22 protein-coding genes are annotated in these 21,948 nt (G+C 73.6%); 13 read left to right on the forward strand and 9 right to left on the reverse strand.

Annotated features, from left to right (window positions below):
* The 8 genes from HF519_RS11440 to HF519_RS11475 form a co-directional block, all read left to right on the forward strand.
* A partial coding sequence (locus HF519_RS11440; protein WP_211169885.1) for a hypothetical protein occupies window positions 1–398 on the forward strand: 398 nt, incomplete at its 5' end.
* 349 nt (window positions 399–747) lie between these two features.
* Window positions 748–2,061 (forward strand): C40 family peptidase, encoded by a 1,314-nt coding sequence (locus HF519_RS32825; protein ID WP_169412890.1) that lies wholly within the window; start codon window positions 748–750, stop codon window positions 2,059–2,061.
* A 284-nt stretch (window positions 2,062–2,345) separates the two neighbouring features.
* Window positions 2,346–3,368, forward strand: coding sequence for an AAA family ATPase (locus HF519_RS11450; protein WP_312860051.1), 1,023 nt, complete (start codon window positions 2,346–2,348; stop codon window positions 3,366–3,368).
* Window positions 3,369–3,463: 95 nt separating this feature from the next.
* Entirely contained in the window at window positions 3,464–4,390 is a 927-nt protein-coding gene (locus tag HF519_RS11455) for a DUF58 domain-containing protein (RefSeq protein ID WP_169412892.1), read from the forward strand.
* Between the two features lie 52 nt (window positions 4,391–4,442).
* Complete coding sequence (locus tag HF519_RS11460) at window positions 4,443–5,426, forward strand: VWA domain-containing protein (RefSeq protein ID WP_169412893.1); 984 nt, start codon at window positions 4,443–4,445, stop codon at window positions 5,424–5,426.
* A gap of 208 nt (window positions 5,427–5,634) precedes the next feature.
* Window positions 5,635–6,345, forward strand: coding sequence for a beta-ketoacyl-ACP reductase (gene fabG, locus HF519_RS11465; RefSeq protein WP_169412894.1), 711 nt, complete (start codon window positions 5,635–5,637; stop codon window positions 6,343–6,345).
* Window positions 6,346–6,532: 187 nt separating this feature from the next.
* The gene (fabI, locus tag HF519_RS11470; protein WP_169412895.1) at window positions 6,533–7,309 is read left to right on the forward strand and encodes an enoyl-ACP reductase FabI; all 777 of its coding nucleotides are present in this window, start codon (window positions 6,533–6,535) and stop codon (window positions 7,307–7,309) included.
* 7 nt (window positions 7,310–7,316) lie between these two features.
* Window positions 7,317–8,360 carry a ferrochelatase gene (locus HF519_RS11475; RefSeq protein ID WP_169412896.1) on the forward strand — a complete coding sequence of 348 codons (1,044 nt, stop codon included), beginning with the start codon at window positions 7,317–7,319 and terminating at the stop codon, window positions 8,358–8,360.
* Between the two features lie 73 nt (window positions 8,361–8,433).
* Here the strand turns inward: HF519_RS11475 and HF519_RS11480 are convergent, their stop codons facing one another.
* The 3 genes from HF519_RS11480 to HF519_RS11490 all read right to left on the reverse strand — a co-directional run bounded on the left by HF519_RS11480 (window position 8,434) and on the right by HF519_RS11490 (window position 11,184).
* Window positions 8,434–9,294 (reverse strand): alpha/beta fold hydrolase, encoded by an 861-nt coding sequence (locus tag HF519_RS11480; RefSeq protein WP_169412897.1) that lies wholly within the window; start codon window positions 9,292–9,294, stop codon window positions 8,434–8,436.
* Between the two features lie 15 nt (window positions 9,295–9,309).
* Window positions 9,310–9,723 carry a hypothetical protein gene (locus tag HF519_RS11485; RefSeq protein ID WP_169412898.1) on the reverse strand — a complete coding sequence of 138 codons (414 nt, stop codon included), beginning with the start codon at window positions 9,721–9,723 and terminating at the stop codon, window positions 9,310–9,312.
* A 237-nt stretch (window positions 9,724–9,960) separates the two neighbouring features.
* Complete coding sequence (locus HF519_RS11490; protein WP_169412899.1) at window positions 9,961–11,184, reverse strand: tyrosine-type recombinase/integrase; 1,224 nt, start codon at window positions 11,182–11,184, stop codon at window positions 9,961–9,963.
* 149 nt (window positions 11,185–11,333) lie between these two features.
* Between HF519_RS11490 and HF519_RS11495 the strand changes: the two genes are divergently transcribed.
* Window positions 11,334–12,398: a coiled-coil domain-containing protein gene (locus HF519_RS11495; protein ID WP_169412900.1), complete on the forward strand. Its 1,065-nt coding sequence runs from the start codon at window positions 11,334–11,336 to the stop codon at window positions 12,396–12,398.
* Between the two features lie 293 nt (window positions 12,399–12,691).
* Window positions 12,692–13,663, forward strand: a complete 972-nt coding sequence (locus HF519_RS11500; protein WP_169412901.1) for a helix-turn-helix transcriptional regulator — start codon at window positions 12,692–12,694, stop codon at window positions 13,661–13,663.
* 153 nt (window positions 13,664–13,816) lie between these two features.
* On the opposite strand, the gene HF519_RS11505 is transcribed toward HF519_RS11500, so the two are convergent.
* Window positions 13,817–14,614 (reverse strand): Rv1486c family protein, encoded by a 798-nt coding sequence (locus HF519_RS11505; RefSeq protein WP_169412902.1) that lies wholly within the window; start codon window positions 14,612–14,614, stop codon window positions 13,817–13,819.
* Between the two features lie 165 nt (window positions 14,615–14,779).
* Here HF519_RS11505 and HF519_RS11510 point away from each other — a divergent pair, with 165 nt between their 5' ends.
* From HF519_RS11510 to HF519_RS11520, 3 genes are all read left to right on the forward strand, one after another.
* Entirely contained in the window at window positions 14,780–15,616 is an 837-nt protein-coding gene (locus HF519_RS11510; protein ID WP_169412903.1) for a DUF3097 domain-containing protein, read from the forward strand.
* A gap of 19 nt (window positions 15,617–15,635) precedes the next feature.
* On the forward strand, window positions 15,636–16,070 hold the full coding sequence (locus HF519_RS11515; protein ID WP_169412904.1) for an NfeD family protein: 435 nt from the start codon (window positions 15,636–15,638) through the stop codon (window positions 16,068–16,070).
* Between the two features lie 116 nt (window positions 16,071–16,186).
* The gene (locus tag HF519_RS11520; RefSeq protein WP_438826390.1) at window positions 16,187–17,536 is read left to right on the forward strand and encodes an SPFH domain-containing protein; all 1,350 of its coding nucleotides are present in this window, start codon (window positions 16,187–16,189) and stop codon (window positions 17,534–17,536) included.
* Between the two features lie 53 nt (window positions 17,537–17,589).
* Here the strand turns inward: HF519_RS11520 and HF519_RS11525 are convergent, their stop codons facing one another.
* From HF519_RS11525 to HF519_RS11545, 5 genes are all read right to left on the reverse strand, one after another.
* On the reverse strand, window positions 17,590–18,363 hold the full coding sequence (locus HF519_RS11525) for an energy-coupling factor ABC transporter ATP-binding protein (RefSeq protein ID WP_169412924.1): 774 nt from the start codon (window positions 18,361–18,363) through the stop codon (window positions 17,590–17,592).
* A 5-nt stretch (window positions 18,364–18,368) separates the two neighbouring features.
* Window positions 18,369–19,133, reverse strand: coding sequence for a cobalt ECF transporter T component CbiQ (gene cbiQ, locus HF519_RS11530; protein WP_169412906.1), 765 nt, complete (start codon window positions 19,131–19,133; stop codon window positions 18,369–18,371).
* Between the two features lie 7 nt (window positions 19,134–19,140).
* The gene (locus HF519_RS11535; RefSeq protein ID WP_169412907.1) at window positions 19,141–19,518 is read right to left on the reverse strand and encodes a PDGLE domain-containing protein; all 378 of its coding nucleotides are present in this window, start codon (window positions 19,516–19,518) and stop codon (window positions 19,141–19,143) included.
* On the reverse strand, window positions 19,515–20,303 hold the full coding sequence (locus HF519_RS11540; protein WP_246243211.1) for an energy-coupling factor ABC transporter permease: 789 nt from the start codon (window positions 20,301–20,303) through the stop codon (window positions 19,515–19,517). The genes HF519_RS11535 and HF519_RS11540 overlap by 4 nt, the downstream gene beginning before the upstream one ends.
* 148 nt (window positions 20,304–20,451) lie before the next feature.
* A complete protein-coding gene (locus HF519_RS11545; RefSeq protein ID WP_169412908.1) occupies window positions 20,452–21,924 on the reverse strand; it encodes an NAD-dependent succinate-semialdehyde dehydrogenase in 1,473 nt (490 codons plus the stop codon).
* Window positions 21,925–21,948: the final 24 nt, after the last annotated feature.

Here is a 21,948-nt window from a genome sequence, read left to right on the forward strand (position 1 = left end):
CCGGCCCGCCGTGGGGGTGGATCGTCGGCGCCGTCGTGCTGCTGACCGCGGTGGTCGCCGTGGCCGTCCGGCTGCGCGACCGGCGCCGGCGCGCCGCCCGCGACGTGGCCGCGTTGCACGCCGAGGGTGAACGCCTGCGTGAGGCCGTGGCCGCCCTGGCCGAGCGGGTGGTGCGCTACGAGCCGCGGATCCCCTTGACCGGCGACGACACCCTCGACGCCGAGTTCGACCGGCTCAGCGTCGACTATGCGGCGCTCGCGCAGGCGGTGGCGGCCGATCCGGCCGACCGGACCGCGGTCGGCGCCCTGGACGCCCGGGTGGCGGCCGTCGAGGGCCGGCTCGATGCGGTCGGCGCCCGGCTCGGCGACGAACACCGGCCGGGCGCCGACCCGGCGTGATCAGCGGGTAGCACCGGGCGGGGCAGCACCTGCTGGAGCGCGGGCTGGTCGATCGTGGCGCCGGCGCCGCCGCGACCGCCGAGCAGGGTGACGGCGGTGACGGCACCCGCGACGACTGCGGAGACGATCGGTCCTCGGCGCTCGCACGGCGCGGCGGTGTGACCCGGCTGTGGGATTCGAGCACTGTCCTCATTGACAGGACCTCGTCCGGCCGTTACGCCATGTGGTGGAAGTTGTGCCGTGTTGCGCGTGTGGCGATCGGCGCGACGTCCCCTGACTGGCACAGTCAGCACGCTCGGCGTCGATCACCGGCAGGCCCCCGGCCCTGCCGGCAACGGATGGAGGTGTCGTGCGGGCCGGACGCGCGATTGTCGTACTCGTACTGATCGCGCTGCTCGGTGGCACCTCCACAGCACTGGCCCAGCCTCCGTCACCGCCGCCCCCGCCCAACCCGAGCGACCGGGAGCTGCAGGCCAGCCGCGACGCCATCGACCGGCGGGCGGGTGCGCTCGGCCGGCTCACCGCCCAGCTCGCCGACCTCGACAGCCAGGCCGACGACCTGCAGGCCGCGCTCGCGGCGCAGCGGGAGACCGCCAGCGCTGCGCTGGCCGACCTCGACACGGCGCAGGCCGCGGCGGCCGAGGCCTCCCGGCGGGCCGACGCCGCCCGGGTGGAGACCCAGGCCGCGACCGTCGCCATCGACGACGCCCGCCGCCGGCTCGACGAGTTCGCCGCGTCGACCTACCAGCAGGGGCTCGACGCCGGCGCGCTCGGCCTGCTCACCGCGGCGACCAGCCCCGAGGACCTGGTCGCGCGGGCCGAACTGCGTGACGTCATCGCCCGGTCCCAGCTGGCGGCCCAGGACGGTCTGGAACGCGCGCGCGTCGACAAGGCGAACGCGGACTCGCGGGCCCGCGCCGCGCTCGAGGAGGCCCGCACCCGGGAGGCGGAGGCGGCGGCGGCCAAGGCGGCCGCCGACGACGCCGTCGCCCAGGCCGAGGACGCGGCGCGCGCCCAGGCCGCGCAGCTCGCGCAGGTCAGCGCGCAGCGCGCCGATGTGCAGCGTCAGCTCGACGCCGCCGCGGCCTCCGACGCGGGCCTGCGGGCGCAGCGGGATCGTTACGAGGGCTGGCAGCGTCAGCAGGCCGCGCAACGCGCCGCCGAGGAACGCGCCGCGCAGCGGGCCGCGGCGGCCCGGCTCGAATCGGGTGGCCGCGACGACCGCCGCGCCCCGGCCGTGCGGGCGGGCTCCGGTGCCGTCCAGCGGGTGATCGACCGGGCGATGTCGCAGATCGGCGTCCAGTACGTGTGGGGCGGGGGCAACGGGCGCGGTCCCACCACCGGCATCCCGGACGGGCTGGGCTCCCCGCTCGACCGGATCGGGTTCGACTGCTCCGGCCTGATGCTCTACGCCTTCAACGGCGTGGGTGTCTCGCTGCCGCGGGTGAGCCGCAACCAGTTCAACGCCGGCCGCAAGGTGCCGATCTCCGAGCTGCGGCCGGGCGACATGGTCTTCTACAAGAACGGTGGCGCCCCGATCCACCACGTCGCGATGTTCATCGGCAACGGCAAGATGATCGAGGCGCCCTACACCGGGGCCAACGTGCGCGTCGTCCCGCTGCGCACGAAGGGTCTGCTCCCGCAGGCCACCCGGATGCTGTGACGGGAAGCGGACGCCGTGTCCGCCGCCGCCCGGGCCGGTGAGCGGTCCGCGGGCCTCGGCCGCGCCGTCATGTCAGCTCCCGGCGTTCCCCGGTGAGCGGTCGGAGCTGGATGCGCTCGTCGGGCCCGCCCGACGAGGTACCGACGGTCACGGACCGGTCTCGGAGCGGTGCCCGGCCGCCCGGTGCGATCGCGGGTTTCACCGCCGTCATACGGTGATCGGGGTGGGATGGGGTGGTGAGCGTGCCGGAGTCTCAGGACCGACCCAGCGGCGCGGACGGCGCCGTGCCCAGTCCCGCCCGGGAGGGCGAGAAGCTCGAGCGCGTCGTGTTCGAGATCAAGCGGGTGATCGTCGGGCAGGACAGGCTGGTCGAGCGGATGCTCGTCGGCCTGCTGGCGAAGGGGCACCTGCTGCTGGAGGGCGTGCCCGGGGTCGCGAAGACCCTCGCGGTCGAGACCGTGGCCAAGGTCGTCGGCGGCACGTTCGCGCGCCTGCAGTTCACCCCCGACCTCGTGCCCGCCGACATCCTCGGCACCCGGATCTACCGGCAGGGCCGCGAGGAGTTCGACGTCGAGCTCGGCCCGGTGGTCGCGAACTTCGTGCTCGCGGACGAGATCAACCGCGCGCCGGCGAAGGTGCAGTCGGCGATGCTCGAGGTGATGGCCGAGCGGCACCTGTCGATCGGCGGCAAGACGTTCCCGATGCCCGACCCGTTCCTGGTGCTGGCCACCCAGAACCCGATCGAGAACGAGGGTGTCTATCCGCTGCCCGAGGCGCAGCGCGACCGGTTCCTCTTCAAGATCATCGTCGAGTACCCGGGCGTGGAGGAGGAGCGCGAGATCGTCTACCGGATGGGTGCGGAGCCGCCCGTCGCGCAGCAGGTGATCGATCCCGGCGAGCTGTCCCGGCTGCAGCAGGTGGCGTCGCGGGTGTTCGTGCACCACGCGCTGGTCGACTACGTGGTGCGCCTCGTCGTCGCCACCCGGACCCCGGCCGAGCACGGCCTGTCCGACATCGCGGGCTGGGTGTCCTACGGCGCCTCGCCGCGGGCCACGCTCGGCATCGTCGCCGCCGCGCGGGCGCTCGCGCTGATCCGCGGGCGCGACTACGTGCTGCCGCAGGACGTGCTCGACGTCGCCCCCGACGTGCTGCGGCACCGCCTGGTGCTGTCCTACGACGCCGTGGCCGACCAGGTGCCGATGGACCACATCATCTCCCGGGTGCTGCAGACCGTGCCGCTGCCGCAGGTCACCGCGCGGCCCCAGCAGAACCCGGTGCCCTACACCCAGGCGGGCACGCCCACGTGAGTTCCGGGCCGTCTCCCGAGCTGCCGGAAGGCCACCCTGCTGTCACCTCGTGGCGGGACGGTGGTCCTGCGGCGCCGGGGCCCGGAAGGCCGGGGGTGCCGCGGCCCGCGACCGCCCCGCCGTCGCTGCGCCACGGCCGGTTGGAGGCGGCCCTGCGCACCCTGGAACTGTCGGTGCGCCGCCGTCTCGACGGCCTGCTGCAGGGCAACCACCTCGGTCTCGTCCCCGGTCCGGGCAGCGAGCCCGGGGAGGCCCGCATCTACCAGCCCGGCGACGACGTCCGTCGGATGGACTGGGCCGTCACCGCCCGGACCACCGAGGCGCACGTCCGGGAGACCGTCGCCGATCGGGAGCTGGAGACGTGGGTCGTGCTGGACCTGTCGCCCAGCCTGGACTTCGGGACCGCGGCCTGCGAGAAGCGCGACCTGGCGGTGGCGGCCCTCGCCGCGGTCGCCCACCTGACGCGCGGTGGCGGCAACCGGATCGGTGCGCTGGTCGCCACCGGGCAGCGGACCGTCCGCATCCCGGCCCGCGGCGGTCTCGCGCACGCCCGCGGGCTCATCCGCCGCGTCGCGCAGACCCCGCGCGCCCCGGAGGGCACCCGGGGTGATCTGACCGCCGCCATCGAGCAGCTGCGCCGCCCGCCGCGGCGTCGCGGGCTGGCGGTGGTGATCTCGGACTTCCTCGGCGAGCCCGACTGGGAGCGCCCGCTGCGCGCGTTGTCCACCCGGCACGACCTGCTCGCCGTCGAGGTGCTCGACCCGCGCGAGCTCGAACTGCCCGAAGTCGGAACGGTCGTGCTGGCCGACCCGGAGACCGGACGGCAGCGCGAGGTCGTCACGACACCGCTGCTGTGCCGGGAGTTCGCCGCGGCGGCCGCCGAGCACCGCGACCGGGTGGCCGCGACGCTGCGCCGGTGCGGGGCCGCGCACCTGACACTGCGCACCGACTCCGACTGGATCGCCGACGTGGTCCGGTTCGCGCTGGCCCGTAAGCGGGCGTGGTCGGGGGGTGGGCGGTGATCGGACACCGCGGCTCCTGCCACCGTGGCACCGAGCGCAGGGAGGTGACCAGGTGACGTTCTCCTCGCCGTGGTGGCTGCTCGGGCTCCTCGTCGTCGCCGCGCTGGCCGCCGGGTACCTGGTGCTACTGCGCCGTCGCCGCAGCGACGTCATCCGGTTCACGAACCTGGAGTTGCTCGACCGGGTCGCGCCGAAGCGGCTCGGCTGGCAGCGGCACCTGCCGGCGGCCGCGCTGATCGCCGCGGCGGCCGTGCTCACCGTCGCGCTCGCCGGGCCCGAGGCCGAGGCGAAGGTCCCGCGCAACCGGGCGACGGTCGTGCTGGTCATCGACGTGTCGCTGTCGATGCAGGCCACCGACGTGGAGCCGAACCGGCTCGCCGCCGCCCAGGCCGCGGCCAAGTCGTTCGCCGACCAGCTCACTCCGGGGATCAACCTCGGCCTGGTGTCGTTCGCCGGCACCGCGGCGGTGCTCGTCTCGCCCACGACCGACCGGGAAGCGGTGAAGCGGGCGGTCGACGGGCTCAAGCTCTCGGAGTCGACCGCGACCGGTGAGGCGATCTTCGCGGCGATGCAGTCGGTGGAGACGTTCTCGCAGGCCTTCGCCGGTTCCGGCGCCGAGGGCCCGCCGCCGGCGCGCATCGTGCTGATGAGCGACGGCAAGCAGACCGTCCCGGGCCCGGACGGGGAGAACGAACCCCGCGGGGCGTTCACCGCGGCCCGCACCGCGGCCGAGGCGAAGGTCCCGGTCTCGACGATCTCGTTCGGCACCGAGTACGGCACGATCGAGATCGAGGGCGGGCGGACCCGCGTGGCTGTCGACGACGCGTCGATGCGCGAGATCGCGACGCTGTCCGGCGGGCAGTTCTTCACCGCGGCCACCGAGGACGAGTTGCGGCAGGTCTACGCCGAGCTGGGCGAGCAGATCGGATACGAGGTGCGCCGGGTCGACACCAGCCGGCCGTGGCTCGCGGGCGGCGCGTTCCTGCTGGTGGCCGGCGTCGGCTCCGGCCTCGCCCTGGGCCGCCGCCTCCCCTGACCCCGCGAGTCGGGGTCTCCACGCGCGCGAGTCGGGGTATTCAGGCGCGCGAGTCGGGGTCTCCGGGTCCGCGAGTCGGGGTCTCTACGCGCGCGAGTCGGGGGAGCCAGGAGACCGAGTCGCACTTTCCGGTGAGTGGGACCCGTGCCGGGTGTGACCGTCGCCGACACGCGCTGCGCGACGCGTCCCGTGCAATAGGGTGGCCGCCGTGGGACGCAGCGTGCTGGTGACCGGAGGAAACCGTGGAATCGGGCTCGCGATCGCGCAGGCGTTCGCGGCCCAGGGCGACCAGGTGGCGGTGACCCACCGCAGCGGCGCCGACGGCCTGCCGGGCGAGTTGCTGCCCGTGCAGTGCGACGTCACCGACGCCGACGCCGTCGACGCGGCGTTCACCACGGTCGAGGAGAAGCACGGGCCGGTCCAGGTGCTCGTCTCCAACGCCGGCATCACCGACGACACCCTGCTCATGCGGATGAGCGAGGACCAGTTCACCCGCGTCGTCGACGCGAACCTGACCGCCGCCTACCGGGTCGCCAAGCGCGCCTCGCGCGGCATGCTGCGGGCCAAGAGCGGACGGATGATCTTCGTTTCGTCGGTCGTCGGACTCACCGGGTCCGCCGGCCAGGTCAACTACGCCGCCTCGAAGGCCGGCCTCGTCGGGCTGGCCCGCTCGGTGGCCCGGGAGCTCGGCTCGCGCGGCATCACGGCCAACGTCGTCGCCCCCGGGTTCGTCGACACCGACATGACCCGCGCCCTGCCCGAGTCCCGGCGCACCGAGATCCTCGGCCAGGTCCCGCTGGGCCGCTACGCCTCGCCCGAGGAGATCGCAGCCGCCGTGACCTGGCTGGGCTCCGACGCGGCCGGCTACGTCACCGGCGCCGTCATCCCCGTCGACGGCGGCCTCGGCATGGGCCACTGAGGCCCGCGGCCGCGGTGCCGAACATCGGACCGGGTCCGCGGCCGCGGTGCCGAAGCATCGGACCGGGCCCGGGGTCGCGGTGCCGAAGCATCGGTACCGAGGCCCGTGATCTCGGACCCGACACGTCGGTACCGAGTCCTACCCAGACCGGGGCCCTGACCTCCATCTCCTACCAGGAAGGCACCACATGGGACTGCTCGACGGCAAGCGCCTGCTCATCACCGGCGTCATCACCGACGCGTCGCTCGCGTTCCACGTCGCCAAGGTCGCCCAGAACGAGGGCGCCGACGTCGTGCTCACCGGGTTCGGCCGGATGCGCCTGGTCGAGCGGATCGCGCAGCGGCTGCCGAAGCCGGCGCCCGTCGTCGAACTCGACGTCGCGAACCAGGAGCAGCTCGACAGCCTCGCCGAGCGGGTCTCCGAGCACCTCGGTGAGAACCCCAGGCTCGACGGCGTGCTGCACTCCATCGGCTTCGCGCCCGCGAGCTGCCTCGGCGAGGACGCGTTCATGACCGCGCCCTGGGAGGACGTCGCGACGACCATCCAGGTCAGTGCGTACTCGTTCAAGTCGCTGTCGACGGCGCTACTTCCGCTCCTCGGGCCGGGCAGCTCGATCGTCGGCATGGACTTCGACAACCGGCAGGCCTGGCCCGCGTACGACTGGATGGGCGTGGCGAAGTCCACGCTGGAGTCCGTCACCCGCTACCTGGCGCGTGACCTGGGGCCCAAGGGGATCCGGGTCAACCTCGTCGCCGCCGGGCCGGTGAAGACGATGGCCGCCAAGTCGATCCCCGGGTTCGCCGCGTTCGAGGACTCCTGGGACGGGCGCGCCCCGCTGGGCTGGGACGTCAACGACCCGATCCCGGTGGCCAAGACGGTGTGCGCGCTGCTGTCGGACTGGCTGCCGGCCACCACCGGGTCGATGGTGTGGGCCGACGGCGGGTTCCACGCGATCGGGGTCTAATGGAGGCGTGAGTGAGTTCGATGCGCTTCTGGTGCTGTCGTTCGGCGGCCCCGAGGGCCCCGACGAAGTACGCCCCTTCCTGGAGAACGTGGTCCGCGGCCGTGGGGTCCCGCCTGAGCGGCTCGACGCCGTCGAGGAGCACTACCGGCACTTCGGTGGGGTCTCCCCGATCAACGCACGCAACCGGGAGCTGATCGCGGCGATCCGGGAGCGCACCGACCTGCCGGTGTATTTCGGGAACCGCAACTGGCACCCGATGGCTGAGGACACCGTCGCTCAGATGGCTCGCGACGGGGTGCGCCGCGCCCTGGTGTTCGCGACGAGCGCCTACGGTGGGTACTCGGCGTGCCGGCAGTACCACGAGGACATCGCGCGGTCCCGCAAGGCGGTGGGTGACGGCGCGCCGGAGCTGGTGAAGTTGCGGCACTTCTTCGATCATCCGGAGTTCGTGGCCGCCAACGCCGACGCCGTGCGGGCCGCGCTGGCCACGCTGCCCGCCGAGGTGCGTGACTCCGCCCGGATCGTCTTCACCGCGCACTCGATCCCCACCGCGGCCGACGCCGCGGCCGGCCCTTCGGAAGAGGGCGGGCACCGCTACTCCGAGCAGATCGCCGACGCCGCCCGGCTGGTCGCGGCCGATCTGGGGGTGGCCGAGCACGACGTGGTCTGGCAGTCGCGCTCCGGCCCGCCCCAGGTGCCGTGGCTCGAGCCGGACATCGTCGACCACATCGAGGCGCTGCACGCCGCGGGCGTTCCGGCCGTCGTCGTCGCGCCGGTGGGGTTCGTGTCCGACCACGTCGAGGTCGTGTGGGACCTGGACAACGAGGCCGCCGACCGGGCCGCCGAGCTGGGCATGGGCTTCGCCCGGGCGGCGACGGCGGGTCCGGACCCGCGGTTCGCGGACATGGTCGTCGAGTTGATCGCCGAGCACACCTCCGGCGCGCCGGAGCGGGGGATCGGCTCGGTGCCCCGGGCCGGGTGCACCGTGAACGGTGAACCGTGCGCGGTGAACTGCTGCCTGCCCGCCCGCCGCCCCTCCTGCCCTCGCTGATCAAGGCCGGAAGGGGCCTGTCGAAGATCGACAAGGCCCCTTGTGCCCTTGATCAGCGGGGGGTGGGGTGGGGTCAGGTCTTGGCGCGGCGGGCGGAGAGGGACTCGAGGGCCTGCAGGAGGTACTTGCGGAACACCGGGTAGTTCTCGCTCATCGGGAAGTGCCCGATCTCCTTCATCTCCAGGAACTCCGCGTTCTTGATGCGGCCCGCGGTGCGGCGGCCGTCCTCGGGAGTGGTGAGGTAGTCGTACTCCCCGGTCAGCATGAACACCGGGCACCGGTCGGCGTCGATCTGGTCGAGCTTGTCGCGCAGGTCGTGGTCGACGGAGTAGAAGTACAGGTCGCCCTTGAAGGCCTCCGAGCCCTGGCTGTAGTAGAACCACGTCTTCCAGCGGTCGGTCTCGGGTGACTGGGGCGCCATCAGGTCCCACACCCCGCTGGCGCAGACCTGGGCGGCGTTGGCGTGCGGATGCTGCCACCAGTCCAGGTAGAAGCCCGGGGAGTAGTCGGCCGCCTCGACCGGGATCACCGCGGCGAACCGGTCCGGGTAACGCAGCGCCAGCTGCAGGGCGACGTTGCCGCCGAACGACGAGCCCATGAAGATGGGCTGCTCCAACTCGAGCTCGTCGCACAGGGCGACGATGAACGCCGAGTAGTGGTCCGCGGTGAGGCGGTACTCCTCCTTCCACCACTCGCTGTTCTCCGGGGGGTCGGACTTGCCGTGCCGGGGCAGGTCGTAGGCGATGACCCGGTAGTTCCGCGTGACCTCCTCGTCCTCGAGCAGGCCGCGGTACTGGTGGTTGTGGCAGCCTGCGGTGTGCTGACAGACCAGCGGCTGCCCGGTGCCGTTCTCGAGGTAGAACACCTTGTACCGGACGTCGCCGACATCGACGGTCACGTAGTGCCCGGTGGCGGGTGAGATGCGCGGGGGCATGGTGGTCTCCTCGGTCTAGACGGGCACACCGACGGTGCGCAGCAGTTCGATCTGCCGGGTGATGCAGCGCAGGTTCTGCATGAGGACCAGCACGTCGCCCTCGAGGCTCATGTCGCGTTGGAACGTGGCCGCCCAGATGCCGTGGTGCATCGGCGGCGGCACGGGTACGCCGAAACCGCGCCAGGTCTCGACGCCGGCCCGGATCGTGAACTGGTAGTGGACGTCGAGCGGCCCCGGGTCGACGACGACCTCGGCGGCCTTGCCCGACACCATCCGCACGACGAACCGGTGATCGGTCATGTCGAGCAGGTAGCTGCAGGTGAAGTAGTTGCCGTGGGCCTGAATCTCCGGATCGCTGTTGGTGGCCTCGCCGAACGAACGGGCCCAGTCCTCGGCGGCCTGAACGGGTGTGGTTTCGGTAGCGGTCATCGCGTCGCCTCGACCTCCTGCGTCCTTCGACGCCGGGCCACGGTAGGCCTGCCGTGGCCTCGCCGAGACCTGCTGGCGGGCCCCGGTTTCCGAGCCGAACGTCCTTGACCGGGCGTGGTGGCAGAAGCCACCGCGGTCGGGGCCGGCCGCAGGACGGGGACGGCGGCCCGCCGCCGTCCAAACCGTCGCCGGGAGGCGGTCGCCTGCCGCAAGACGTCGGCCGGGTGGTTCGCCCTCTCAGTCCCCGCCGGGACCGGGGGCGGCGGCGATCGCGGCGGCCACCAGGTCGGCGGCGCTGGTGTCGCGGGTCCGCCGGCCGCGGTCGTAATGCTCGGTGGTCGCGATCGTCGCGTGGCCGACGTCGGCCTGTACGTGCTGGATCCGGGCGTCCTGCTCCAGCGCGATCGTCACGTAGGCGTGTCGCAGGGCGTGCGGGTGCACCCGGTCGGCGACGTCGGCCAGCGCCGGGCCAGCACCGGCGGCGATGCGCCGCAGCAGCGTGTAGAGGTCGACGCGCGAGCACCGCCCGCCGCCCCGGGTCGCGATCAGCGGGGTGCCGCCGGCGGTCGTGCGACCTCGGCGAGCCGGGAGCGCGGCACCGGCCACCCGGTCCCGCTCGGCCAGGTACTCCGCGAGCGCGACGCGAACGAGGTCGGTGAGGTAGACCTCCCGGCGCAGGCCGCCCTTGCCCAGCACGCGCAGCACCTCCTCGCCGCCGGTGCGGTAGAGGTCGTCGCGGTCGAGTCCGACGAGCTCGGAGATCCGCAGGCCGAGGGTCAGGACCGCGACGACGGCGACGCCCCGCAGCGCGTAGAGCCGCTGGTAGCGCGCGTCGGAGGTGTAGTGCAGGCGCCCCGCGGCCACCAGCATCGCCTTGAGCTGGCCGGCGGTGAGCCGCACCGTCGGTGACGCGTCGCGCGCCGAGCTCGACAGCCCGAGTCGCGAACGGTTCAGGGCGGCCGGGTTGGCGGCCACCGCGCCCGTCTCCGCCAGGTGCCCGTAGAGCGCCGACAGCGTCGAGAGCATCCGCTGCCGGGTGCGGCGCTGGGCCCCCGCGGCGGTCAAGGCGTGCAACCACGCCTTGACGTGTGCACCCGTGGCCGCCCGTGGGTCGAGTCCCTGCGCGGCGCACCAGCGGAACCAGGCGAGCCCGTGCAGCGGGCCGGCCGGGGCCGGGGGAGGGCGCCGGATACCCGGGTCGTCGGACTGCGCGGCCACCCCGCCGATCGCGTCGACCCAGCCGATCGGCAGGCCGAGCGCGTACGCGTAGGTCCGCCGGGTACCGGCGTTGTCGTACTGGCTCAGCCAGTCGACCAGCTGCGCGCGCAGCGCGTCCGGGTCCCGCACGCCGGGCCACCCGGAGCCGCCGTCCTCGAGCGGGTCCGCGACGGCGACAGCGGCACGGTCCGGGCCTCTCAGGGCCTCCATCACGGCCAGGGGCGCGTCCGCGTCGGCTGTCATAAGGCGATCCTCGCGTCCCCGCCGCGCCCGGTCACGTCGCCACGCCGCAACCACCAACGAAACATCGGTTTCGTTGGCGGTGGAGTTCAATGTAACTAACTGAAACTCAGCAAGTATGTTCGAAATCATCGAACTGATACGCTCGAACGGTGATCGACAGCGCCGTGAGATGCGGGTACAGCAAGTGCCGGGCCGAGTTGCCCCCGCCGGGGCCCCAGGGCGGGCGGCGGCGCTCGTTCTGCCGCGACACCCGGTGGCCGGGTGGGCGAACCTGCGCCCAGATGGCCCGGGCCGAGCGCGACGCGCTGGACGCGCTGGGTCTCGACGCGGGCGGGACGACGTTCCAACTCGACGCCGACCGGCTCCGGGAGCACGTCGACGCGGTCCGCGGTCCGGTGCAAGCTCTGGCCGAGGCGCTCGCGGCGGTCTCCGACCGGCTCGACGAGGTCCAGCGCGACGCGGTGGCCGCCGTCGAGGCGGCGAACCGGCGGGTCGCCGAGGCCGACAGCGCCCGCGCCGCGGCCGAGGTGGCCCGAGAACAGGCCGAGCGGCAGGCGACCCGGAGCAAGGAGCTCGCCGATCAGGCGGGGGAGGAGCGCGCCGCGGCGGTCACGCGCGCGACCGCCGCGGCGCGGCAGGCCCTGGAGGCGACCGAGGCGCTCGGTGCCGCCCGCCAGGCCGCCGAGGAGGCGGGTCTCGGGCGCCGCGCCGCCGAGGACCGTGCCGATCGGGCCGAGGCCCGGGCCGCGGCCGCCGAACGGGACGCGGCCGCAGCGGCGGTCACCGCCGAACGGGCGACCACCGAGCGGGATGCGGCTCAGACCCGGGCGCAGGAGCTGCGCACCGAGATCACCCAGCTGCGGGCGGGGCTGGATGCCGCCCGGGTCGACGCCGCCGCGGCCACCGACGCCCGGTCCCGGGCGGAGCGGCGCGCCGTCGAGGGCGCAGCGGAACTCGAGCGGGAACGGGCGCGAGGGCGGGCCCTGGAGGAGAGCCTGGCCGGCGCCCGGGAGCGGGCCGAGGCCGCGGCCTCGCTGCAGGCGCGCGCCGACGCCGAGCTGGAGCGGATGCGGACAGAACTCGACCGCGCCCGCGCGGAGCTCTCGGCCCCCCGGGCGCTGCGCCCCGAAGACCTCCAGGCGCTGGTCGCGGCCCTGGCACCGGCCGCCGCCGACGCGGGCGAAGGATCGGACGAACGCAGCGACACGGAGTGAGCGCAGCGGCTCGCCGGGTCCCGCACCGTGCGCAGCGCCGGGACGCCCGCCTTGGCGCGGACCGTGCGGCGAGCGGAGGGTCGGGCGCTCGCGCGGTCGGCATCGCGGTCGACATCGCGGCGCCGACGCCGGCGCCCGGGCAGCTCGGAGACCTTGTGTGCGGCGGGCTCGGACAGATCCACGCGCGTGAGCAGCCCGTGCGGGCCGCACGGCGATCCAGGCCGTAGACGTCATACGGCGAACCACGCGTGATTCCGGTCAGGAACTGACCGGAATCACGCGAGACTGGGGCCATGGCGAACACCAGTTCACGGACGCTGCGGCTGCTGTCGCTGCTGCAGATCCATCACTACTGGCCGGGCGCCGAACTGGCGGATCGGCTGGGGGTCTCGGTGCGCACGCTGCGGCGCGACGTCGACCGGCTGCGCGAGCTGGGGTACCCGGTGCAGGCGCACCGCGGCGTCGACGGCGGCTACCAGCTCGCCGCGGGCGCCGCGCTGCCCCCACTGGTCGTCGACGACGAGGAGGCCGTCGCCCTCGCCGTCGGGCTGCAGGCCGCCGCCCAGGGTGCGGTCGCCGGTATCGAGGAGTCCTCGGTCCGCGCGCTCACCAAGGTCGTGCAGGTGATGCCGCCGCGGCTGCGGCGCCGGGTCGACGCGCTGCGCGCGATGACCGTGCCCGCGGTGTGGGGCAGCACCGGCAGGACCATCGACCCCGGGATTCTCACCGCGGTCGCGCAGGCCTGCCGGGACACCGAACGGCTGCAGTTCTCCTACACCGCCCACGGCGGCGAGCAGACCGCCCGCCACGTCGAGCCCCATCGGCTGGTCTCGTTCGGGCGCCGCTGGTACCTCGTCGCCTACGACCTCGCCCGCCACGACTGGCGCAGCTTCCGGCTCGACCGCCTCGCCGAACCACGCAGTACCGGGGCGCGGTTCCGCACCCGCGAGCTGCCCGCCGAGGACGCCGCGGCGTTCGTCCGGGCCGGGATCGGCAACATCCCGGCCCCGTACACCGTCGAGGCGCTGCTGCACGCCCCGGCCGCGGCCGTCCGCGGCCGGGTCGGCCGGTGGGCCACGATCCAGGAGGTCGACGACCGGCGGTGCCTGCTGCGGATGACCACGGACTCCCTGGACTGGCCGGCCATGGCCCTCGGCTCGGTGGGCGCCGACTTCGAGGTGCTCTCCCCGCCCGAGCTGGTCGCCCACATCCGCGAGTGGGCCGGCAGGTTCAGCCGTGCCACCGCGTCGGACAGCTCCGTGTGACCACGCCCGGCGCGGCGGCGGGCGGGATCGAGCCGTGCCCGGGTTCGCCGATCCGCACGTGGCGGCGGATCGGGCCGGGCCCCGGACGTCGTGGTTTCGGCGGACCCGAGGCGGCCGGCACGGTTCCTCCGGCGAGGAGCCGACGGTGCCGGATCAGACCAGCGGGCTGGCGGCCAACACCCGCACCGCCTCGGCCACCGCGGCGCGCCGGGCCACCCGGACCGCGGTCTCGATGGGGCGCAGCGCCTCCCGGCGCGCGGTCGCCGCGGACGCCGACAGCGCGCCCCCCGGCTCGTCGACCGAAGCCGCGGCGAGGATGGCCTCCACCTCATCGGCGTGCTGCAGCACCCGCAGGGCCTGGCCGGGCATGCCCGCCGGCCACAGCGACTTCGGCCGCGCGCGCAGCGCCGCGGCGATCTCCTCGCGGACCCCGGGCCGGTGCCGGGCGACCCCGAGGGAGGTCAGCACCGACGCCGACTGGCGGACCTGGTCACGCAGCTCCTGCTCGGCCTGGTTGAGCGCGATGAACTCCTGAGGCGGGCCCGGCTCGGGCACCGGGTACACCGTCCAGCGCAGCACACCGTCGGCGACGGTCGTCGGGACGACCCCCAACCCGGCGTCGACGAACAGGACGCCCTCACCGGCCGTGGTCGCCTCCCGGCTGAACAGCCCGGGCCCGGGCAGGCCACGGACGTCACCGGGCACGGGCAGCACCAGCCGGGCCTGGCCGCGCGGGGCGGCCCGGCGCAGGGCGGCGAGCAGGAACGTCACCGAGGACACCGGTGCGCCGGGGGCGGGCAGGTCCGTGGCGTCGGCGGTCATGGCGTCGGCGGCCAGCACGTCGTGTGCCTCGGCCCATGGCCCGAGTGCGTCGAGGACGTCGTCGGGCGCCGCGGACCCGGCCAGCCAGGCCGAGGTCCAGACCGTCAGGGTCGCTGAGGGACAGGACACGGCCGCAAGGCTAGCTACGTACTCAGGCGCTGGCACTCCTTCCGTGAGGGTGACACGCCGACACGTTCCGTAAGCCCAGGTCGCCGACGGGGTCCGTTGCGTCACAACGGTCCCGGGCGCGTGTCGGTGCGTCCCGTCGGGTCACGCGCGCGGTACAACGCCCGGATGGCCGTCCGCCCGAACGCCTTCCGCCCGCACGACTACGCCGGGGCCTTCACCGCCGACGGGAAACGGGTCACGGTCCGCAAGGAGGTGCCGCAGGTTCCCGCCGAACCGGGACTGGTCGTGGAGGACGCGGCCAGCGGCTTCTGCGGCGCGGTGGTGAAGATCGACATCCGCGAGGTGACCCTGGAGGACCGGCACGGCCGCCGCCGGGTCTTCCCGCTGCTGCCGGCATCGTTCCTGTACGAGGGCAAGCCCGCGACGCTGGTCGTCCCACGCGCGGCGCCGAAGGCCCCGGCGCGCTCGGCCTCCGGCTCGGTCCGGGTGCAGGGACTGACGGCGCGGACCGCCCAGGCGAGCCGGATCTGGGTCGAGGGTGTGCACGACGCGGAGTTGATCGAGCGGGTCTGGGGCCACGATCTGCGCGTCGAGGGCATCGTCGTCGAACCCCTGCACGGCATGGACGACCTCGCCTCCGCCGTGCGGGAGTTCGCCCCCGGGCCCCGTCATCGCCTCGGGGTGCTGGTCGACCATCTGGTCGAGGGGTCCAAGGAGACGCGCGCCGCGCGGAGCGTCGCCGGGCCGCACGTGCTGGTGACCGGTCACCCCTACGTCGACGTGTGGGAGGCGGTGAAGCCGTCCGTGGTCGGGATCCGGGCCTGGCCGCAGATCCCGCGGGGCACCGACTGGAAGACCGGCGTGTGCGCAGCGCTGCGCTGGGGTGAGCCCGCGGACGGGGCCCGCCGCGTGCTCGGCGCGGTGCGCGACTTCCGGGACCTGGAGGCCCCGCTCATCGGCGCTGTCGAGCAGTTGATCGATTTCGTCACGGTGCCCGGCTGATCTCTGGCAGGATCGGTGCATGACCGCCGCGCTGATCTGGCTCATCGCCGGGATCGTGCTGGTCGTCACCGAGGTGCTGTCCGGCGAGTTCGTGCTGCTCATGTTGGGCGGCGGGGCGTTCGTCGCCGCAGGGGCCGCGTTGCTGGGCGCCGGCGTACTGCCCAGCGCGCTGATCTTCGGTGGGGCGTCGGTGCTGCTGCTGTTCGCGGTCCGCCCGGCGCTGCGCCGCCGGCTCGACCGCGCGATCGACTCCACGGCCATGCACTCCGACGCGCTGATCGGCAAGGAGGCCGTCGTGATCAGCCGGGTCGACGGCGACGGCGGCCGGGTCAAGATCGGCGGAGAGGTCTGGTCCGCCAAGGCCTACGACCACAGCCAGGTGATCGAACCGGGCCGGCGGGTCATGGTCATGGGCATCTCGGGGGCGACGGCTCTGGTGCTGGCCGAGCCGTGAACGCCCAGGGGTAGTGGGGTGAGCCGTGCCGCTGAGATCCAGCGGGCGGCGGCGGTGGCGGGGACGCCCGGACCGCGCGGAGGAACAGGGAGGGGATCTGCGTGACCGAGGGCACGGTGCTGCTCGTCGTCGTCGTCCTGATCGTGCTGCTGGTCGTGGTGTCCGTGGTCAAATCGGTGCAGATCATCCCGCAGGCCACGGCGGCGGTCATCGAGCGCCTGGGCCGCTACAAGACCACCCAGCCGCCGGGCCTGACGTTCCTGGTGCCGTTCATCGACAAGATCCGGGAACGGATCGACCTGCGCGAGCAGGTGGTCTCCTTCCCGCCGCAACCGGTGATCACCCAGGACAACCTGACGGTCAACATCGACACGGTCGTCTACTACCAGGTCACGGACCCGAAGGCCGCCGTCTACGAGATCTCCGACTACATCACCGGCGTCGAGCAGATCACGACGACGACGCTGCGCAACGTGGTCGGCGGGATGAGCCTCGAGGGCACCCTGACCTCCCGCGACCAGATCAACACGGTGCTGCGCGGCGAGCTGGACGAGGCCACCGGCCGCTGGGGCATCCGGGTCGCCCGGGTCGAGATCAAGGCCATCGACCCGCCGCCGTCGATCCAGGAGTCCATGGAGCGGCAGATGAAGGCCGACCGCGAGAAGCGCGCCATGATCCTCACCGCGGAGGGGCAGCGGGAGGCGGCGATCCGCAGCGCGGAGGGCCAGAAGCAGTCGCAGATCCTCACCGCGGAGGGCGCCAAGCAGGCGGCGATCCTCGACGCCGAGGCCGATCGGCAGTCGCGGATCCTGCGCGCCCAGGGCGACCGGGCGGCCCGCTACCTGCAGGCCCAAGGCCAGGCCAAGGCGATCGAGAAGGTGTTCGCCGCGATCAAGGCCGGCAAGCCGACGCCGGAGTTGCTGGCCTACCAGTACCTGCAGACGCTGCCGCAGATGGCGCAGGGCGACGCCAACAAGGTCTGGCTCGTGCCCAGTGACTTCGGCAAGGCCCTGGAGGGCTTCACCCGCATGCTCGGGGCGCCCGGCGACGACGGCGTGTTCCGGTTCCAGCCCAGCCCCTCCGACGACGGTGTGCGCACCCGCCCCGAGGACGACGACGAGGCGATCAAGGACTGGTTCGACACCTCGAGCGACCCGGAGATCGCCCGCCAGGTAGCCGACGCCGAGGCGCAGGCGCGCCAGGAGATCCCGGCGCTGGGCGAGCCTCCGGCGGCCATCGCGCCCCCGCGGGCGCCCCGTCCGGACACCGAGGAGACCGGCGGCCGGCCGGCGGCTCCGCAGGCCGAGCGGCCCGCCGGGGGACCGCCGCCCGCGGGGGAGCGGCCCGCCCCGCAGCAGGAGAGTGCCGTCCCGACGCCGCCGCGGGGGATCCCGCAGGTCCCCGAGGGCGGGCACGAGGGCCCGGCCCCGCGCCCGGGCTACCCCTCACCGCCGCCTCCGCGCTAGCCCGCGACGCCGCCGGGTGCCGCCGCCCGGTGGCGTGCGTTCGCAGACGGTGTCTAGGACAGGGTGAAACCGAAGGGGAGTTCGAGGCGGTGGCGGCGCAGCAGGTCGGCGTCGGCCAGCAACTCGCGGGTCGGCCCGTCGGCCACGACGACGCCGTCGTCGAGCACCACGCTGCGCGGACACAGCTGCAGGGCGTACGGCAGGTCGTGGGTGACCATCAGCATCGTCCGTCCGAGCCCGAGCAACACCTCGGCCAGTTCCCGGCGGGCCACCGGGTCGAGGTTCGACGAGGGCTCGTCGAGCACCAGGATCTCCGGCTCGCAGGCCAGCACCGTGGCCAGCGCGACCCGCCGCCGCTGCCCGCCGGACAGGTGCAGCGGCGACCGGTCGGCGTGCTCGGCCATGCCGACGGCGTCCAGCGCCGCCCGCACCCGTTCGCGCAGCTCCGGGCCCTGCACCCCGAAGTTCGCGGGCCCGAAGGCGACATCCTCGCCGACCGTCGGCATGAACAGCTGGTCGTCGGGGTCCTGGAAGACGATCCCGACCCGGCGGCGGATCTCGTGCAGGTTCGGTTTGGCCACCGCCAGCCCGCCGACCTCGACCGAGCCGTGCCCGGCGCTGAGGATGCCGTTGAGGTGCAGCACCAGCGTCGTCTTGCCGGCACCGTTCGGGCCGAGAAGGGCCACCCGTTCGCCGGGCTCGATGCGCAGGTCCACCCCGTAGAGCGCCTGATGGCCGTCGGGATAGGCGAAGGCCAGCTCGCGGATGTGCAGCGACGGAGCCCGCACGGCGGGGTCGGCGGGTGCGGTCTCGGACGTCTGCGGCATGGCGCTCATGTCATCACCCACCCGGTGACGGCCAGCACGAGGGCCACCCCGACCGGGGCGAGCCCGCGGGCCCAGTCCCGGCGAGTTGTGCGCGTGTCGGTCAGCTGCGGCATCTCCCCGGCCCACCCCCGCGACAGCATCGCCAGGTGCACCCGTTCGCCGCGTTCATAGGTCCGGACGAACAGGCTGCCGACTCCGCGGGCGGTGGCCCCGACCTGCCAGAGGAAACGGGGGTCATGGCCCCGGGCGATCCGGGCGAGCCGCATCCGGCGGGCCTCGGCGGCGATGACGTCGGCGTAGCGGAGCATCAAGGTCGCGATGGTGGTCACCATGGGCGGGGTGTGCAGCCGCTGCAGCCCGAGCAGGACGTCGCGCAGCGGGGTCGTCGCGGCGAGGGTGAGCGAGGTCAGCACACCGAGGGTGCCCTTGATCAGGATGTTCCACGCGCCGAGCAGTCCGGCTTCGGAGAGCGACAGGCCCAGCCATTCGATGCGCGGGTCGGGGCCGGTGAACGGCAGCAGCACGGCGAGCACCACGAACGGCGCCTCGATCAGCGACCGCCGCGCGATCCAGCCCGGTGGGATCCGCGCGACCCACCAGACCGCGGCGAGCAGCAGCAGGTAGCCGCCGAAGACCGGGAAGGCCTCGCGCGGGGTGGCGACGACGCAGAGCACCCCGAGGAACGCGGCGACGATCTTGACCTCGGCCGGTAGCCGATGCGCGGCGGAGGTGCCGGGCAGGTACAGCGGGTGCGCGTGACCGGCGCCCACGCCGGCCTCAGCGCTCCGCGCTGTCGCCGGGTCGGCGCCGCCGCAGCAGCCAGAACAGGCCGCCGGCCACCACGAGGGTGCCGACCACGCCGATGACCCCGGCCAGCCCGACGGTCCCGTCCCGGCCTGCGACGGTGTAGTCCGCGAGCGGGCTGGAGCCGAGGGCGTGGTCCTGCGCGTTCTGCGCGATGCAGGTGCCCTCCAGTTGCTCGCCGGCCTCGGTCTCGGTCACCTGGCAGCCGTTGAGCGTGACGCTGTCCAGACCATCGGGGTCGGGACTGGCGAAGTAGGACAGCCCGCCGGCGACGAGCAGGGCCACCACGAGGAAACCGAGGAGGAAGCCGGCCTGCCGGCGACCGGCACCGGTCGGAGCGGGGCGGTTCACGACGCGCTCCCTCGGGTGGTGGCCTCGGTGCTGTCGGTGCTGTCGGTGCTGTCGGTGCTGTCGGTGCTGTCGGGGCTACCGGACGGCTCGGGATGTGGCCCGGCGCGGCGCAGTTCCAGTTTCGCCGGCGACCCGGCCAGGAGGTGGACCAGATCGGGCCGGACGGCCGCGACCGCGCCGACCGTCGCCGCGGTGATGATCCCCTCGCCGATGCCGATCAGCGCGTGCAGGCCGACCATCAAGGCGAAGACCGTGGTCAGCGAGGCTCCGCCGGCACCGCCGATCGCGTACTGCAGGACGAAGCCCAGGGAGGCGACCACGGTGTTGACGAGCGCCGCGATGAAGGCGGTCGTGAGCAGGCCGGGCCGGCTGCGACGGGCGAACCGGCGCAGCAGCACGGCGACCGCGTAGCCCGTCCAGACGCCGATGATCGCCATGTTGACGATGTTGGTGCCCAGCGCGGTCAACCCGCCGTCGGCGAACCACAGTGCCTGCACGGCGAGCACGATGGCGATGGAGATCATGCCCACCCACGGCCCGACCAGGATCGCGACCAGGGCTCCACCGAGGAGGTGGCCGCTGGCACCCGGCAGGATCGGGAAGTTGATCATCTGGACAGCGAACACGAACGCCGTGACCAGCCCGGCCATCGGTGCGCTGCGGTCGTCCAGGTCGGCTCGGGCCCGGGTGACGGCGATGGCCAGCCCGATCACCGCGACGGCGCCGAACGCCAACGACGTCGGCGCGTTCACCAACCCGTCGCTCATGTGCATGGCGAGAACCATGCGCCACTCCTCTCGCCCGAGCGCCCACTCGGCGGGTGGGCCGACGGGTGCATTAAACGCGAGGCATGAGCAATCGCAAAGCTCTAGCGACAAGTCGAGGCGGGGCGGGCCGGGGTGCGGGACGGCCCCGCACCCCGGCGGACCCGCATCAGGTGGCCAGGCCGATGGCCACGTACTTGATCTCCAGGAACTCCTCGATGCCGACCTTGCCGCCCTCGCGGCCGATCCCGGACTGCTTGACCCCGCCGAACGGCGCCGCCGGGTTGGACACCAGGCCGGTGTTGAGCCCGACCATCCCGCTCTCCAGCCGCGCGGCGACCCGCAGCGCCCGGTTCACGTCCTGGGTGTACTGGTAGTTGACCAGGCCGAACTCGGTGCCGTTGGCCATAGCCAGCGCGTCCTCCTCGTCCTCGAACGTGATGATCGGCGCGACCGGGCCGAAGATCTCCTCACGCTGCAGCCGGGCGTCGCGCGGGACGTCGGCGAGGACGGTCGGCTGGTAGAAGTAGCCCGGCCCGTCCTGCGGCTTGCCCCCGACCAGCACCTTCGCCCCGCGCTCGACCGCGTCGGCGACGAGCTCGGCCACCTTGTCCCGGCCCTTGGCGTTGATCAGCGGGCCGACCTGGACGCCGTCCTCGGTGCCCCGGCCGACCTTGAGCGCACCCATCCTCTCGGCCAGGCGTTCGGCGAACTCGCCGGCGACCGAGCTGTGCACCAGGAAGCGGTTCGCCGCGGTGCACGCCTCGCCCATGTTGCGCATCTTCGCGATCATCGCGCCCTCGAGTGCGGCATCGAGGTCGGCGTCGTCGAACACGATGAACGCGGCGTTGCCGCCGAGCTCCATCGAGGTCCGCAGCACGTTGTCGGAGGCCTGCTGCAGCAGGATCTTGCCGATCGGGGTCGAGCCGGTGAAGGACAGCTTGCGCGTCCGCCCGTCCCGGATCACGGGCTCCATGACACCACCGGAGTTGCTGGTGGTGATGATGTTGAGCGCCCCGTCGGGCAGCCCGGCCTCCTGCAGGATCCCGCCCAGGGCCAGCATCGACAGCGGGGTCTCGGAGGCCGGTTTGATCACGCTCGCGCAGCCGGCCGCGACCGCCGGGCCGATCTTGCGGGTCCCCATGGCCAGCGGGAAGTTCCACGGCGTGATGAACGCGCTCACCCCGACGGGCTGGCGCATCACCATGAACCGGCTGGCGCCGTTGGGGGCGGTCGCGTAGTCGCCGCCGATGCGCACCGCCTCCTCGGCGAACCAGCGGAAGAACTCGGCCGCGTAGGTGATCTCGGCCGTCGACTCCGCGATGGGTTTGCCCATCTCCAGGGTCATCAGCAGGGAGAGGTCGTCGATCCGGTCCATGATCATCTCGAAGGACCGGCGCAGGATCTCCCCGCGCTCGCGCGGCGCCATGGCCGCGAACGAGGGCTGCACGGCGTCCGCGGCGGCCAGCGCGGCCAGCCCGTCGTCCACCCCGGCGTCCGCGACCTCGCACAGCGCCTTGCCGGTGGCGGGGTCCTCCACCGGGAAGGTCTTGCCCGACTCCGCCGGGCGCCAGGAGCCACCGATGAACAGATCCTTCTGGACGGCGTCGAGAACGGCCTGTTCGCGATCGGGATTCGTCATGATCTGGATGTTCCCACCGGTGAG

Source organism: Pseudonocardia bannensis (assembly GCF_012911875.1).
In the GTDB taxonomy this organism is placed as follows: domain Bacteria; phylum Actinomycetota; class Actinomycetes; order Mycobacteriales; family Pseudonocardiaceae; genus Pseudonocardia; species Pseudonocardia bannensis.